This window comes from Aeromonas sobria (genome assembly GCF_000820145.1).
GTDB lineage: Bacteria > Pseudomonadota > Gammaproteobacteria > Enterobacterales > Aeromonadaceae > Aeromonas > Aeromonas sobria.
Genome location: NZ_CDBW01000025.1, coordinates 1 through 15,633, shown reverse-complemented (window position 1 = coordinate 15,633; position 15,633 = coordinate 1). Strand labels below are relative to the sequence as shown.

Here is a 15,633-nt window from a genome sequence, read left to right as displayed (position 1 = left end):
CTGTCGTAGTCGGGTGTCTGACACCCAAGAATAGCGATCAACCGGTGATCAGCAGATCTTTATGCACCTTGACCACCAGCTTCTTGACGCGAGCGGGCTGATTGAAGGTGCAGAGCGGACGGTGCAGCTCCCCTGGCCAGAAGATGGCGAAATCACCGGGCTGCAGTGCCAGATAGCTGGTCTGCTCGTCATCGACAAACCAGAGGTCGGGATGGGGATGGTCGGCACCTTCACTCACGTAATCGTGGGGGCCTACACCAATCCACTCTTCACCGCGCAGCAGCAGCTGGATATCAAGATACTGCTGATGGAATTCGCCACGGCGATCTGCGGCTGGCTCGGTCAGATCATCGCTCACCAGACAAAACAGGTTCAGGCCATCGATCTCGGTCTTGCCGAGCGGCGCCTCACTCCAGTGAGCCACGCTCTTCACCACCTCGGCCATGATACGGGCCAGCGGGGAGGGCAGCGGCGTACGCTGCAGGGTGTTCAGGCTACCGGTGATCATGGCGTCTGTTTCCTGTTAGGTATATCTGCGTGGCATCTTTGCCAGCCAATGAAAAAGGACCTGTGACAGGTCCCTCAATAATGCCCTCTGCAATCCGTGCAAAGGGGTTTAAATCTTTTGCTGATGTTCAGCGCTCAAGCACTGTTACACACTCATCAGGTAACTGCCAAGAGGCATAGTCCCATTTTCACGGTGATCGTACCAGCTGAAACCATATTATTCACCACCCTTTCACTGTCGACTTTGACCAGACGCAAAAACGGGCGCATCAGCGCCCGTTTTTTTCATCAAACCACGTTACAACCGGTTTCATTCAAGCCTTTTTGGCGTTTTCCACCGGTTTGGCATACATGGCACGCCAGATATCTTTGTGCTCTTGGGGCACTTCCGACTGACGGGTCAGGAAGGCGGCCTGTTCGATGGTATTGGCCTTGCCAGAGACATCGGCCGCCAGATAGTTGCTGGGGAAGAGGCGGTAGCTGCTCCAGATTGCCTTGTCGATCAGCGCGGCCAGTTCGTCCGGATCGCTGAACCCATCGCTGATGGGGGCGCCGAAGGAGACATGTACCCGCCCCTTCATGCCGACAATACCGGCGACGATACTCTCGATGTCCTCAAACTCGCCCTTCTCATAGCAGCCGTTGACCGACTTTTCATAGAGCTCGCGCGCTTTCGCCTTGTCGGTCGGATCCAGCTCATAGCTGATGCTGACCGGCACTATGTTGAGGCTGCGCATGTAATCCACGAAGTCGATCTTCTGCTTCTTGCCGTCAAGGTAGAACATCTTGAGGATGGCCGGATCTGTCTTGTCATCGCCATTCTTGGCGCGCCCCTCTTTCTGGGCGATCCAGATGGAGTGACCTTCGTGCACCGAGTTGCCGATATAGGCCGACAGTTCACCGAGCATCTTCATCATCTCCCGCGGCCCTTTGGCCGATCGCTTGACGATAAAACTCTTGTTGAGCTTCATCAGCTCGGTGGCGCAGGGCTTGCGCAGCAGGTTGTCGCCGATGGCGATACGCACGGTATCAAAACCATGGCTATGCAGCCCCCAGTTGACGAACGCCGGATCCATGGCGATGTCTCTGTGGTTGGAGACAAACAGGTAGCCCTGCTCTTTTTTCAGATGCTCTATCCCGGAGAAGGTGATCCCCTTGGTGGAAGTGGCAATCATCCGCGACATATAACGGGTCACGCCGAGCTGCACCTGACGCACAGTAGTGACCTTGGACCACTTGCGGCGCAGGAACAGGCGGATCAGCGGGCGAATGGCCCAACCCAGCCAGCTCATCAGAGAACCGAAACGATATCTGGCAATGGCCCCGATAAACTCATCATCCTGGATCAGTCGTTCGATGGCGGCCGGTACTTCTTCATCACGGTAGGGGCGAATATCCGCGAATCTATCTACGTCAGTCACAATGTCAGCCTTGCATGCTAGGGAGTCGCGGCCAACCTGCGTTGGCCGGGAGAATTCAGGGCGCGATTTTACACGCTTTTATGGCAAGGGGTATGCAGCAAGCAACAATAGTGAGATCTGACCAGTTAATTAATCAAGGCTCAACGCCAGTGCTACGGCTGCCTCGGCATGAATGGCGGTGGTGTCGTAGAGCGGCACGGCGGCTCTGGCATCGCCCACCAGCAGGGCAATCTCGGTACAACCGAGGATCACCGCCTCGGCGCCAGCGGCCGCCAGTTCCTCGATAATGGCCAGATACTCGGCGCGGGAGGATTCGCGGATCTCGCCAAGGCAGAGCTCGTCATAGATGATCCGATGCACCCGCTCCCGCCCTGCCTCATCGGGCACCAGCACCGCCAACCCGAAACGCTCCTGCAAGCGCCCCTTGTAGAAATCCTGCTCCATGGTGAAGCGGGTGCCGAGCAGGCCGACTCGGGTGATCCCGTCTGCCCGTAATTTGGCGGCGGTGGCATCGGCGATATGGAGCAGCGGGATATCGATGGCCGCCTCAATCTCGGGGGCGACCTTGTGCATGGTGTTGGTGCCGATCAGCAAGAAATCGGCGCCGCCATCCTGCAGCTTGCGCGCCTCCGCCGCCAGCAAACGGGCAGTGGCGGGCCAGTCACCGGCATGTTGCAACCGCTCTATCTCGGCAAAGTCGACACTGTTGAGCAGTACCCGCGCCGAGTGCAAACCGCCAAGCTGTGCCCGCACCCCGCGGTTGAGCGCCTGATAGTAACTGACGGTGGACTCCCAGCTCATGCCACCCAGCAGACCGATACATTTCATATGAACTCCTTTCACCCCAAGGGAGGGCAGTACCACGCCACCTTGCAGGCAAGGCAACGCGGGCGAGATAAAAAAGGCCCCGCAGGGCCAACAAGACAGCCGGTAAAGGCCCGGGTCAGCCCTGGGCTAAAGCCAGATCATCCCGACACAGGCGGCCGTCGCCAGCCCCATGCCAAGATTGAAACGTCGCCAACCCCGGGCGGTGCGAATGATTTGCCGCACCTGGGCACCAAAAAGCACCCAGAACGCCCCGGTGTAGAGGCCGGTAATAAAGAAGATCGCCAACACCCAGAGTGCGGAGGGCCAGTAAGCCTCCCCCGCCAGGGTGAAACCGCTGATGGCGGAGAGCGCCATCATCCACGCCTTGGGGTTGAGCAGTTGCAGCATGGCCCCCTGATGGGCGGGAATGAGTGGTCGATTGCCCTCGGCCGGGCCGCTGGCGGTCGCCACCTTCCACGCCAGCCAGAGCAGATAAGCCGAGCCGATAAGCTTGAGGCCGTCGTGCAGCAGCGGCACTTTCTCAAACACCACGCCGAGCCCCAGCGCGGTGGCGAGGATCATCAAATTGATCCCCCCCACCACCCCTACCAGCAAGGGAAGTGTGCGGCGAAAGCCCTGCGCCGCGCCGGCGCTGGTGAGCAGCATATTGTTGGGCCCCGGCGTGCCGCAGGTGACCAAGGCAAACCCCGCCAGGGGCAGTAACCAGTTCAGATCCATCTCAACCTCTTGTAGATGCAAAGCGCCCGTTATGGGGAAAGCCTTCTAATATGCAGAGCCAACCCCGTGGCGACAAGTCAGAAATGCCTCTTTCTTGGCCACCTCGTCCATCAACGCTGCGCGGTTCAATACCAGAGCATCACCACGCAGAGCGCCGTCAGCAGGCCGAGGGATCCATTGAGCCGCCGCCAGCCCCGATCCGAGCTGATCCAGTTGCTCAGCTGATGGCCGAACAGCACCCAGACAAAGCAGACCGGCAGCGCCACCAGCACAAACATGGTCATCACCGCCAGCTGACTCGGCCAGTAACTGGCACCGGAGAGGCTGAACAGACTGATGGCGGAGATCCCCATCATCCACGCCTTGGGATTGAGGAACTGAAAACCCAGCCCTTCCAGCATGGTCAGCGGACGAGCGCGCCGGGCCGGATCTCCCGGTGCACCGGCCACCGCGATGCGCCAGGCCAGCCACAGCAGGTAGAGGCTGCCGAAGATCTGCAAACCGAGGCGCAGCAGCGGCCAACGCTCGAACAGGGGATAGAGCCCCAAGGCCAGTACCAGCTGCAACACCGGCTGCCCCACCCCCACCCCGAGCAGATGTGGCAGGGTGCGGCGCACCCCGAAGTTGGCGCCGGAGGCCGTTAGCATCAGGTTGTTGGGCCCCGGCGTACCGCAGGTGAGTACGGCAAAACCGAACAGGGTGACATACCACTCCATCGTCATATTGTGACTCCTTATATTTGCCACATTGTATCGATACAATGTGCACTATCTGGTTGTGGTTGGGATGAAATTCACGCTATATTGGGAACAAATTTGGATCAATGGATTTATTGTCACCATGACAATCTGGACCCCCGACCTGGCCGCCTTCGATGGCCCCCTCTACCTCAAGCTGGTCAAGGCGATCGAACAGGGGATCGCAAGCGGCGAACTGCCCCCGCAGACCCGATTGCCCACCCACCGCTCGCTGGCGGATCGCCTGGGTGTCACCGTCGGCACCATCACCCGCGCCTACAGCGAGGCGGAGCGGCGCGGCCTGCTGGCAGCCCGAGTGGGCCACGGCACCTGGGTTAAGGGAAGCGAGGTTAGGGGGGCGGGTACCGATCCCGCCAATGAGTGGGTGATCCGCAAAGAGGAGGGGCACCGCATCGAGTTGTGGCAGAACCTGCCGGTGCAGCTGGATCGGGCCGCCATCATTCGTCCCCTGCTGGGGGAAGTGGCGGACGGGGATCTCAACGCCCTGCTCGGCTACGACCAAGAGGCGGGGCGGCCGGATCAGCGCCAGCAGTTCGTCGACTGGCTGGTGGAGCAAGGGGTGGACTGCAGTGAGGATCGTCTGCTGTTCAGCCACGGTGCCCAGCACGGCATCATGCTGGCGCTGCTGGCCACCAACTGCGTGGGGGAGACCATTTTGTGCGAAGGATTGAGCTACCCCGGCATGCTGGGCAACGCCCGCCAGCTGAAAAATCAGGTGGTGGGGCTGGCGATGGACGAGGAGGGGTTGCTGCCCGAGGCGCTGGAGGCCGCCTGTCGCACCCGCCGGGCAAAGCTGCTCTACCTCACCCCGACCCTGCAAAACCCCACTACCGCCATCATGAGTCTGGCGCGGCGGGAGGCCATCGTCGCCATCGCCCGCCGCCACGATCTGCTGATCATCGAAGATGACGTCAACGGCCTGCTGCCGGAGCCCCACCCAGAGCCGCTGGTCAATCTGGCGCCGGAGCGGGTCATCTATCTGGGCAGTCTGGCCAAGATCGCCTGCGGCGGTCTGCGGGTCGGCTTCGTGCTGACTCCCCCCGCCCTGCGCAGCGCCTTCGCCCAGACCATGCGGCTGTCGAGCTGGATGGTGAGTCCGCTGCTGATCGAGCTTGCCTGCAAAATGGTCAGTCAGCGCCAGATCATGCCGCTGATCCAACAACAGAGAGAGATACTGAAACGCCGTGGCGAACTGCTGCGCCATCTGCTGCCCGCCGCCCGCTGGCAGCAAGGGAGCATGCACGCCTGGCTGCCGCTGCCGGAACCCTGGCGCAGCCAGCAGTTTGCCGCCGCCGCCGATGCCCTTGACGTCGGCGTGGCGAGCGGGGAACACTTCGCCGCCGGCCAGTTTGCCGCTCCGCAAGGGGTGCGCCTGAGCCTGAGCCAGCCCGCCACCGACGCCCGGGTCGGCGAAGGGCTGGCCCGTCTGGCGCAACTACTGCAGGGAACGCCCCCCAGCAACCCCCTGCTATAGTCAGGGCCGCCCGAATTGCCCCTCATTCGCCAAGGAGATGCCATGCCCCCCATCAGAGCCGCACTGCTGCTTGCCACCCTGCTGCTGGGCGGCTGTGCCTCATCATCGACCCACCAGCAGCTGGGTGCCGCGCTCAATGGACTGGAAGGGGAGTTGCAACGGCTGGAAGAGGAGCTGGCGGCGATGAACGGCCTGCATTATCAAAAGGCGATCGATGCCCCCTTGAGCCTGCGCCGCGCACTCCGTGCACCACAGCCCACGCAGGAGGGGCTGGTACCAGTGAGCAGCAAGCTGGAGGATGGGCCGCTGCTCAGCTATCGCTACCTGCTGCCAGCGGGCATGACGACCCTGCCTCAGGACAACCTCTGCCAGCGCTACGAGTTCGAGCTGCGCCATCTGGGCCGCCTCGGCAAGCTGGAATTAAGCTGGCAGGGGGAACATGGCCAGGGCTCGCGGCTGATCCACCAGGCCGACTGCCCCTTTGCAGCGCAGGCCCGCCCTCGGCAATAACCGATATCAGCCATGAGAGATGACAACAACCGATTGAAATAGCTGCTTATAGTGCCCCCTCCGCCACCCTGCTGACTACTGTTGACTTTTCACTTATTAAGTACTGGGCCGATGTTCCCATTGGGTCTACCATAATCAACTGAATGGTTTGCTCACAGGAAGTGCGCGCATGACGATACTGCTGCTTGAAGAGGCTCCCCTACTCCGCAGCGCCATCACCCGACAACTAACCGAACAGGGTGTGCCCGCCGACCAGATCCACTACCACAGTCATCCTGGCCACGTACACAGCGGCCTGTTTGCCCTGCTGCAACAACAGGCGTTCAGTGCCATCATCTGCCAGCAGGACAAACAGCAGGGGCTGGAGGGGGCTCGCCTGCTGCACGAGGCTCACTACCTCGGCCTGCTGCAACCCGGTTGCGTACTGCTGTTGCTGGATGCCGATCAGAGTGAACAGGATTTTCTCCCCTCGGATCTCTACTTCTCCCTCTATCTGCAGCTCCCCTTCATGACCCAGCAGCTCACCGTCGTGCTCGAGCAACTGGTGAAATTAAGCAGCCTGACTCGCACCCTGGCCGCCCCCATCCTGCTGCGAGAGTGGCAACTGGCCACCGCCCTGTGCGAAGACCTGCTGTTTCAGCGGGAGCATCGCTCGCTGGCCCCCTGGCTGGATCGGCTCAAGGGTTACCTGCTGCTGCAGTCGGCCGAGAGGATCGCCGCCGCCCAGCACTACGCTCTCTGTACCAACGAGTATCTGGCGAGCTGGCCACGCGCCGGGTTCTTCTACGCCATGCTGGGGCTGGGCAAACTGCAGAACGCCCAGACCGACTTGCAACGTCATCAGGCCAAATTGCCTGCCGCCACTCGGCTGGAGCTGACACTGGCCAGCCAGCTGCACCAACATCAGTGGCAGGCGGCGTGGGAAACCATGGGGGAACTGCAGCAGATCCGCCCCCATCAGCCGCGCTGGCATCAGCTGGCGATGTTGCTCGGGCTGGTGCAGAAAAACGAGGAGAAAGTGCTGGAGCAGGCCAACAGCCTGACCCTGCGCCACTTCACCGAACAGCACATCCGGCTTACCATCGACGGCTTTATGCTCAATGCCAGTCTGGCGGTGCTGTGGGGAACCCCGTCCGGCAACCGGCTTCGTTCCCTGCAACAGCAGTGGGATCACCTCAAACGGACGACCACGCTGGAACCCCACGAATATGGGCTGCTGCATGCGCTGATGCTGGGGCTGGAGTACCGTTTTGACGAGGCGCTGATCCTGATTGCCCATCACCAGCCGGACGATGCGAGCGACAACCATCTCGCCTTGCTGCTGGGCTTTGCGGTCAGCCAGTTCTGTGGCCTGCCCCACCACGCCCAGCGTTACCTGACCCAGCTGACCCATTACCGCGCCAGAGTGGCCCCCCACCCGCTGACCCGCCAGCTGTTTCATCATCTGGTGACCGAGTTGGGCCAGCGCCTGACGGCGCGAGAACAACGGCTGAGCGAACTACGCCAGCTGCGCCACAAGGCGATGCAGGCCAACCAGTATCAGACTGCTCTGCAGGCGGGCTTGCAGTTGCTGGTGGAGTTCCCCGCTCTGCCCGGCGATGCCTGGCACCTGCTGGAGTTGTTGCAACACGGCTGGCCTGCGGGCATGGCGGCCCCCAAGGTGGCGCTACTGGTCGACACTCTGGAGCGACGCCTCAAACACAGCCCCGCGTTTCTCGATCAACATGGACAGCAGTACCAGCACACCCTGCGCGAGATCCGCACCCATTTGCAGCCACACCTCTCCGGCAGCGGCCCCTCATGCCTTGTCGAAAGGCGGCCCGAGTCATGATGGTGCAGACGGCGCGCCAACCGGTGCCATCAGTGGCGCTCTGGTCAGCTGCGCTCAAATAGAGAGAGGGGAGCCTTGGCTCCCCTCTCTCTTTTAGTGCTCTGTGTCAGCTTAGTACGATGAACGCCGGGCTCAATCCAGCGCGTCACTCTCCAGCGCCACCTTGAGAAAATCCTTCCAGCTGATGATGCCGACCAGCTCGCCGTTCTCCAGCACGGGCAGGCAGGAGACCCCCTTCTCCAGCATCAGCTTGACGCCGTCACGCACTGTGAGATGGGGGCCGATGGTAATGAGTTGACGGCTCATGACCTGGTGAGCCCGCCGGTTGAGGGTCTCGGTATCGCGGCTCATCTCGGCCTCGGAGTCGAGGTAGGGGCTGATGGCGCGAAACAGATCCCGGTCCGAAATGACCCCCACCAGTTTATCCTCCTCCAGCACCAGCAGATGGCGGAAGTGAGCCTGCTCGAAGATACCTTTGATGACAGTGAGTCGATCATCCATAGAAACGGTGGCGACTCGAGTCGTCATAATATCCCTGATATGCATGCTAACCTCCGCGAACTGAACTGGTTTCTCTGTTATGGCATGTTTTTACCGCGCCAGCCAGTGGCCAACCCTTTGCTCAAGTGCAAATCATCGCCATTTCACGTAAGATCCGCGCCAGATTTTCTCCTCCATTTTGAGCAAGCAGACCCTCTCCATGATAGTTGCCAGTCAAATCGAACTGATCCGCGGCGGCCGCAAGCTGCTGGACAACGCATCCGCCACCATTCACCCCGGCCACAAAGTGGGCCTGGTGGGTAAAAATGGCTGTGGCAAGTCCACTTTTTTTGCACTGGTTCGCGGTGAGCTGAGCATCGACAACGGCGCTTTCAGTCTGCCGGTCGGCTGGCAGATTGCCGGTGTCGCCCAGGAAACCCCGGCGCTCGATTGCTCCGCCCTCGACTACGTGATCGACGGCGACAAAGAGTTCCGCATTCTGGAAGGCCAACTGCAGCAGGCCGAACAAGATGACAATGGCCTGCTGGTCGCCGAGCTGCATGGCAAGCTCGATACCATAGGCGCCTACAGCATTCGCGCCCGCGCGGCCGAACTGCTCCATGGTCTGGGTTTTAGCGACGAACAGCTCGGCTCGCCGGTGCGCAGCTTCTCCGGTGGCTGGCGAATGCGTCTAAACCTCGCTCAGGCGCTGCTTTGCCGATCCGATCTGCTGCTGCTCGATGAACCGACCAACCACCTGGATCTCGATGCGGTGATCTGGCTGGAGAAGTGGCTCAAGGGCTATCAGGGCACGCTGGTGCTTATCTCTCACGACCGCGATTTCCTCGATTCGGTGATCAACCGCATCATCCATATCGAGAACGGCAAGCTCAACGAGTACACCGGCGGCTACTCCGATTTCGAACTGCAGCGCGCCGAACAGCTGGCCCAGCAGCAATCCATGTACGAGAAGCAGCAGCGGGAGATGACCCACATGCAGGCGTATGTCGATCGCTTCCGCTACAAAGCCTCCAAGGCTCGTCAAGCCCAGAGCCGCCTCAAAGCGATGGAGCGGATGGAGAAGATCCTGCCCGCCCACGCCGATTCCGAATTCAGCTTCGAGTTTCGCCAGCCGTCTGCCCTGCCGACCCCGCTGATCGCCATGGAGAACCTGTGCGCCGGTTACGGTGACAAGGTCATTCTGGAGAAGATCAAAATGAACCTGGTACCGGGTTCACGGATCGGTCTGCTCGGTCGCAACGGCGCCGGTAAATCCACCTTCATCAAGATGCTGTCGGGCTCCAACCCGCCGCTGTCTGGCAAGCTGGAGGTGAGCGCCGGGGTCAGCATCGGCTACTTCGCCCAGCATCAGCTGGAGACCCTGCGCCTTGACGATACCCCCCTCGATCATCTGGCCCGCCTCGCGCCGGACAAATCCGAGCAGGAGCTGCGCAACTATCTGGGCAGCTTCGGCTTTCACGGTGATAAGGCCCTCGACAAGGTGGCCCCCTTCTCCGGCGGCGAAAAAGCGCGGCTGGTGCTGGCCCTCGTCACCTGGCAAAAACCGAACCTGCTGCTGCTGGATGAACCGACCAACCACCTGGATCTGGAGATGCGCCACGCCCTGACCATGGCGCTGCAAGGCTTCGAAGGGGCCATGGTGGTGGTGTCGCACGACCGCCACCTGCTGCGTACCACTACCGATGACTTCTATCTGGTGCACGGTGGCCGGGTCGAGCCGTTCGACGGCGATCTGGACGACTACCACAAGTGGCTCGGTGAGCAGGAGAAAGAGGCCAACGCCAAACCGGCTGATGGCCCGGTCTCTGCCAACTCGGCAGTGGCACGCAAGGATCAGAAACGACTGGAAGCCCAGTTCCGCCAGCAGACCCGCCCGCTGCGCCAAAAGCTCGAAAAACTTGAAGCGAGCATGGCGAAGCTGCAGGGCAAGCTTGGCGACATCGAGAGCCAGCTGGCCGATCCTGCCATCTATGAAGAGAGCGCCAAGAACCAGCTCTCCGAACTGCTCAAATCCCAGGGCCCCCTCAAGGAGCAGCTGGAGGAAGTTGAGCTGGAGTGGATGAGCCTCTCTGAGGAGCTGGAAACCATGGAGCAAGCCTTCTTTGCGTGATGAGCAGCTGATGGCAAGCGAGCGGATCGCGGTACATGAGTTACCGACGCCGCTGGGCTTCTGGCACTGGAGTGGCAAGATCTATGGTGAGCGCAGTCAGGACTGGCTCACCGTGCAAACGCTGGGGGGCAACGTCAATCTGGCGCTGTTGTTGCACCGGCTCGATCAGCTCGGCATCGTGGTCGATCTCACCGATCTGCAACCGGCGCTGGTGCAGACCGAAGCTGTGCTGACCCCGTGGCGCGCCCTGCGCCAGAGCGCCAAGGCACGGATCGATGCGCAGGAGTACCAAACCATGCTGGCCCACGAGCTGGAGCTGGAACGGCTGCAGCAAGGGGTCTTGCTGCAGACCCTGCGCAGCCTCTCCCTGTATCGCGGCAACAGCCGCAATTTGTTGAACTATCTATCGTTATTGGGTGCCCAACAGGGGCCCCTCAGAGACCTAATATGCTGAGCTACCGCCACGCCTTTCACGCCGGCAACCATGCCGACGTACTGAAACACGCCGTTCAGGCCCTGATCATCGAATCCCTCAAGAAGAAGGATAAACCCTTCATCGTGCTGGACACCCATGCTGGTGGCGGTCTCTACGACCTGCGCGGCGACTGGTCCCAGAAGAAGGCCGAGTATGCCGACGGCATCGGCCGCCTGTGGGATGAGCGGGCCCAGTGGTCAGCCATGGCCCCCTATCTCGGCGTCATCGAAGAGATGAACCCAGCTCAAGAAGGAGACGGCGGCGAGCTGCACTACTACCCGGGCTCCCCCGAGTTGTCACGCCGCCTCACCCGCGAGCAGGACAAGCTGGCGCTGATGGAGCTGCACAACAACGAAGTGGACGATCTGCGCGCCAACATGGGCTATGACCCTCGCGTGGCCGTTCACCACCGTGACGGCTTCGAGGGGCTGATCGCCCTGCTGCCGCCGACTCCGCGCCGCGGGCTGGTGCTGATCGATCCGCCCTACGAGCTGAAGGAAGATTACTTCGCCGTGGTCGATACCCTGAAAAAGGCGCAGAAACGCTGGGCGACCGGCATCTACGCCCTCTGGTATCCGATCCTCGGGCAAGAGGCGGACAAATCCCGCGACATGCTGCGCGCCATCAAGCGGGAGAACTTCGGTAACGTACTGGTAGCCGAGCTGGAAGTGGCCGCTCAGACCGCCGATTGGGGCATGAACGGCTCAGGGATGCTGATCATCAGCCCGCCCTGGATGCTGGACGAGCAGATCGAGGCCTTCCTCAAACCGCTGTGTGCCAAGCTGGCCCAGGGCGCCGGAGCCCAGTACAAGGTGGAGTGGCTCAACAAGGTCGCAGAGTAGGCCCGCACCAGCTCGCTCCGGCGCCCAGCCAACGCGCCAGCAAGTCGCTCACCCAAGCCGTTCACAGTGGCGGCATGGCCCGCAAAGAGAAGCCCCGTTCCGGGGCTTCTTGTTTTTTACCCGCCAACACTCTTTATCCAGCAACACAGTGGCCGCACTTTCCACTCCCTGCGCCAACCGGTCGCGATTTATTAATTGCTTGATCTGGCTCAGAAACTCCCCGCATCCCCCTTTCCCTTGGCCAATGAGCCGGTAATATATCCAATTGGCAACAAAAGCCTCGTCGGAGTCACCCCATGAGCCATGCCAGCCACACCCCATTGGTTAAACGCAGCAGACTGGAGGCTGTAATTCAGGGGCGGTAGCCATGCCGGATGGAATGGATAAGCGAACGTAGCCCACGACCACCCAGTCAACATAGTGTCGGCCTTATGCTGATTTCTGACCTGCTCATGCAGGCGTGCTTTGGCGGCGCTTGCCAAGAGTGCCCTGAGCACTGATTTTTTATACAGTAGTAACGGTGGCGCAAAAAGAGGAAGTCAAGCGAATACGCTCAGCACGAGAACAAGTTTGTAACATTATGATTTAATGATTTTTTTACTTGGCGGCAGTGAAAATGTTACGGAGTTATATGGAATGCTCTGCTAACGGATTAGTGCCGCCTTCTATCTAATCACTGTTAGGCTTATCAGAGGAACATATTAACGAAATGGATGATGAATTAGCCCAAGTATTGGGATATGAAAGTGCTGAACACTATAGACGTGAAACCGATGAAAATGAGCGAGTTTTTAACAAATCAAAATATTTATACAATAAGCCACCGGAAGAATGGCCAGTAATCAAATTTAACTGGGACTACCGGTTGGAATCTCAAAAGTTTTGCTTTGACGGTTTAACGCAAGCTGATTTTGAAAAAATGTTCCCTGAAGGACTTGTTCTCGGTCACATGCCCTTATTGGAGTTTGATAAACATTTGTGTCATTACAGTCGACGAGATGGCGATGAGTTATGGGAACTTGGCTGCCAATCGAAATTAGCTGAGATGATAGTGTATTTATCTGAGGGTAACCCCATTACTCCACCAATAATTAAACCTGTCGAGAATAACGAAGTTATTTTTCAAGGTGGTCATCACCGATACGCTGTGGCTAAAGCTATAGGAATCGAAGAAGTTTCGATATATGCGTATCCAGAGCATGTTACAGCGCTTAATAAGTTTATGGGTATACGTTGGGCATAAGCCTAACAAACGCCTCAAGAGGGACTGTCAACACGTGGCGTTTCCAGTCCCGATGAACCGTGGTGGTTACGGTTGTTGCGTTTGAGTTTAGTGTAATGCGTTGTCAGCCCCTTAGGCGGGCGTTATGCGATTATAAGGTTGATGAATGAATTCGTATCTATTTACTTGGAACCCCCAAAAGTGGGCTTGGTATGATCTAAAGGAAGCCATTGTCTCTGTTAATACGGATGGTTGTTACCAAGAAATTTGGAGTTCTGGTAAAAGGAAGCAAATTGAGGTTGGTGAGAAATTTTATATGATGCGGCTAGGTTTAGAGCCTAAAGGTATCATAGGATGTGGTTACGTATTAACTAAACCAGATCTCTTAGAACATTGGGATCCTGTTAAGGCTAAAGATAAAGGAAAGGCATTGCGTGCTTTGTTGGACTTTAAAGCTCTGTCTGATGAGCCAATCATATCTCTTAAAGAGTTAGAAAAGAACTATCCAGACTTCAAGTGGACTCCAGAAAGTGGTGGTGTTTATATTCCGAAAGAATATGCAGACTCCATCTGTAAAATGCTAGAAAAAAGAACTCTAATCGAGTTTGGTAAACATAATGGAGATATTCCTGAGTATAAAGAAGGGAGAGCCAAGAAAGTCACTATTACAACGTACGATAGAAATCCAATAGCTCGCCAAAAATGTATTATGACATTTGGGTATAGTTGTCATGTTTGTGAGTTCGAGTTTGGTAAAGTGTATGGAAAACTTGGTGATAAATATATCGAAGTGCACCATTTGAAGCCCATTTCAACATATAAAGGTGAGCATACAATTAACCCCTCAACGGATTTACGCCCTGTTTGTGCGAATTGTCATAGAATGCTACATGCAAAAAGACCTCCTTTATCGGTAGAGGAATTAAGAGATATCATCGAAGACGGAAAAATCGCATAACAAACGGTTAAAGTGCACAAATCTGGGACACCCACCTTTTTGAGCAAGGCGTAGCAGAGCCCGAACCAAAAAGATGGGTGTCCAAGGTCTTCTGCTTTTTTACTATGCGTTGGTTCTTGTGATTACGGTGTTATGCGGAAAGTTGGTAGTAGCGTTGTCTGCCCCTTAAGCGGGCGTTATGTTTAATTCAAGTTTAGGAAACTTATGACAGATCAAGCGATCAAAAAGGAAGGCAACTGGTTAGCAGCTTTCTTAGCTCTTGTTGGAGCATTTATTCTTTCATTGATATTATATTTCGTGTTTTCTGGTGTATATGGAAGTTTTAACCCACTAAATTGGGCTAAACGCGATGTGGCTTATTTTCTGTTAATCGCATTAGCATTTATCTACCCAACAGCGATAAACTACGTCGCTACACAAAAAAATATCGATTTAGAAGCAATAATCAATAGTATTTTTGATTTTCATGAATTTAAGTCCAAAAAATATCTGGACGCCTTGCTGACTCACTATGGTAATGTAGCTACAACAGGTTTGTTTTTGACCGCTATGTTGTATTTTCTACAAAATTTATCAGAATCAGCAGTGACACCTTTTGTTTTGGCAATATTTACAGTAATAATATTCTTTGTTTATTCGCTGTATGTAGTGAGACTAGGTTTAGGAATGAACAAATACAGTAATTTTATTTATTTTCCTACAATGGCATTTGTTGTCTTTTTCGATATGCAAATGATTGAGATGTTTATAAAAAATGCCCCCAAAATATAAACTTAACAAACGCCTCAAGAGGGACTGTCAACGCGCGGCGTTTCCAGTCCCATTGAGCCACGGTGGTTTCGGTTACTGTATTTGAGTTTGGTGGTAATACGTTGTCAGCCCCTTAGGTGGGCGTTATGTGAATAAAGGAGTATCGTGCATAGTGATTAAGTTTATTCTTGGGATTTTGTTGGGCTTTGCTCTAACAATTTGGTACGTAGCATTTGATCTAAATTACGATTTTGATTCCAATATAGCTGTTAACATCGTGATCGCATCTTCAACAGCAATAGCTGCGGCTATTCACTTTGATGCGGTGAGAAAACAAAGAAAAGATCGAATTTGGGAAATTAACAAAAACCATCTGCTCGGTTTGCTTGAGAGCTTGGCAGAGGTTATCGAGTTAACATCTGAGTTGGCTGATTTTGAATTTGAAGTTCAGCAAGGAATTGCAAACTCTGTTGATAGGCCTAATGACTCAACTGATAAGTACAAAAAGTTATCTAAGCACTTAAATGATGCTTTAAATGTTTATGAGCCATTATTAAGTGACGAGGTACTCATTGCGATTGAGAAGTATAAGAAAGCTAATAAAGCAGTTGATGAAGCATTTGAACAAGATCATATAACGTCACTCTTTGAAGTTTACGACAACATCTATGGCAATCAGAAAAACTTGCATAGTGCTATATCTAAGCATGGCGTTGTTTCCCAAATCAG

At 56.5% G+C, this 15,633-nt stretch carries 16 protein-coding genes; 10 read left to right on the top strand and 6 right to left on the bottom strand.

The annotated features are described in order from the left end of the window. Window positions 1-37: 37 nt before the first annotated feature. From BN1135_RS12135 to BN1135_RS12115, 5 genes are all read right to left on the bottom strand, one after another. Window positions 38-508 (bottom strand): NanQ anomerase/TabA/YiaL family protein, encoded by a 471-nt coding sequence (locus BN1135_RS12135; protein ID WP_042021430.1) that lies wholly within the window; start codon window positions 506-508, stop codon window positions 38-40. 313 nt (window positions 509-821) lie between these two features. Beyond that, window positions 822-1,928, bottom strand: a complete 1,107-nt coding sequence (locus BN1135_RS12130) for a 1-acyl-sn-glycerol-3-phosphate acyltransferase (protein WP_042021428.1) — start codon at window positions 1,926-1,928, stop codon at window positions 822-824. Between the two features lie 129 nt (window positions 1,929-2,057). Further along, entirely contained in the window at window positions 2,058-2,756 is a 699-nt protein-coding gene (locus BN1135_RS12125) for an aspartate/glutamate racemase family protein (RefSeq protein WP_042021426.1), read from the bottom strand. A gap of 126 nt (window positions 2,757-2,882) precedes the next feature. After that, window positions 2,883-3,473, bottom strand: coding sequence for a LysE family translocator (locus BN1135_RS12120; protein WP_042021424.1), 591 nt, complete (start codon window positions 3,471-3,473; stop codon window positions 2,883-2,885). A 125-nt stretch (window positions 3,474-3,598) separates the two neighbouring features. After that, a complete protein-coding gene (locus BN1135_RS12115) occupies window positions 3,599-4,195 on the bottom strand; it encodes a LysE family translocator (RefSeq protein ID WP_042021423.1) in 597 nt (198 codons plus the stop codon). Between the two features lie 118 nt (window positions 4,196-4,313). On the opposite strand from BN1135_RS12115, the gene BN1135_RS12110 reads away from it, so the two are divergent. The 3 genes from BN1135_RS12110 to BN1135_RS12100 all read left to right on the top strand — a co-directional run bounded on the left by BN1135_RS12110 (window position 4,314) and on the right by BN1135_RS12100 (window position 8,046). After that, complete coding sequence (locus tag BN1135_RS12110) at window positions 4,314-5,705, top strand: aminotransferase-like domain-containing protein (RefSeq protein WP_042021422.1); 1,392 nt, start codon at window positions 4,314-4,316, stop codon at window positions 5,703-5,705. 42 nt (window positions 5,706-5,747) lie between these two features. Further along, complete coding sequence (locus BN1135_RS12105; RefSeq protein ID WP_042021420.1) at window positions 5,748-6,215, top strand: hypothetical protein; 468 nt, start codon at window positions 5,748-5,750, stop codon at window positions 6,213-6,215. Between the two features lie 169 nt (window positions 6,216-6,384). Beyond that, window positions 6,385-8,046 (top strand): hypothetical protein, encoded by a 1,662-nt coding sequence (locus tag BN1135_RS12100; RefSeq protein WP_042021417.1) that lies wholly within the window; start codon window positions 6,385-6,387, stop codon window positions 8,044-8,046. A gap of 132 nt (window positions 8,047-8,178) precedes the next feature. Here BN1135_RS12100 and BN1135_RS12095 read toward each other — a convergent pair whose 3' ends face one another. Further along, window positions 8,179-8,592: a CBS domain-containing protein gene (locus tag BN1135_RS12095; protein ID WP_042021414.1), complete on the bottom strand. Its 414-nt coding sequence runs from the start codon at window positions 8,590-8,592 to the stop codon at window positions 8,179-8,181. A 154-nt stretch (window positions 8,593-8,746) separates the two neighbouring features. Here BN1135_RS12095 and BN1135_RS12090 point away from each other — a divergent pair, with 154 nt between their 5' ends. The 7 genes from BN1135_RS12090 to BN1135_RS12060 form a co-directional block, all read left to right on the top strand. Then, the gene (locus BN1135_RS12090; protein ID WP_042021411.1) at window positions 8,747-10,657 is read left to right on the top strand and encodes an ABC transporter ATP-binding protein; all 1,911 of its coding nucleotides are present in this window, start codon (window positions 8,747-8,749) and stop codon (window positions 10,655-10,657) included. Further along, complete coding sequence (locus BN1135_RS12085) at window positions 10,650-11,111, top strand: DUF2390 domain-containing protein (protein WP_042021408.1); 462 nt, start codon at window positions 10,650-10,652, stop codon at window positions 11,109-11,111. Before BN1135_RS12090 ends, BN1135_RS12085 begins: the two co-directional genes overlap by 8 nt. Then, a complete protein-coding gene (locus tag BN1135_RS12080) occupies window positions 11,105-11,974 on the top strand; it encodes a 23S rRNA (adenine(2030)-N(6))-methyltransferase RlmJ (RefSeq protein ID WP_042021405.1) in 870 nt (289 codons plus the stop codon). The genes BN1135_RS12085 and BN1135_RS12080 overlap by 7 nt, the downstream gene beginning before the upstream one ends. A 709-nt stretch (window positions 11,975-12,683) precedes the next feature. After that, a complete protein-coding gene (locus BN1135_RS12075; RefSeq protein WP_042021404.1) occupies window positions 12,684-13,217 on the top strand; it encodes a ParB N-terminal domain-containing protein in 534 nt (177 codons plus the stop codon). A 145-nt stretch (window positions 13,218-13,362) separates the two neighbouring features. Continuing rightward, a complete protein-coding gene (locus tag BN1135_RS21175) occupies window positions 13,363-14,154 on the top strand; it encodes an HNH endonuclease (RefSeq protein ID WP_052443833.1) in 792 nt (263 codons plus the stop codon). Window positions 14,155-14,358: 204 nt separating this feature from the next. Then, window positions 14,359-14,925 carry a hypothetical protein gene (locus BN1135_RS12065; RefSeq protein ID WP_042021402.1) on the top strand — a complete coding sequence of 189 codons (567 nt, stop codon included), beginning with the start codon at window positions 14,359-14,361 and terminating at the stop codon, window positions 14,923-14,925. 151 nt (window positions 14,926-15,076) lie between these two features. Next, a partial coding sequence (locus tag BN1135_RS12060) for a hypothetical protein (RefSeq protein ID WP_052443832.1) occupies window positions 15,077-15,633 on the top strand: 557 nt, incomplete at its 3' end.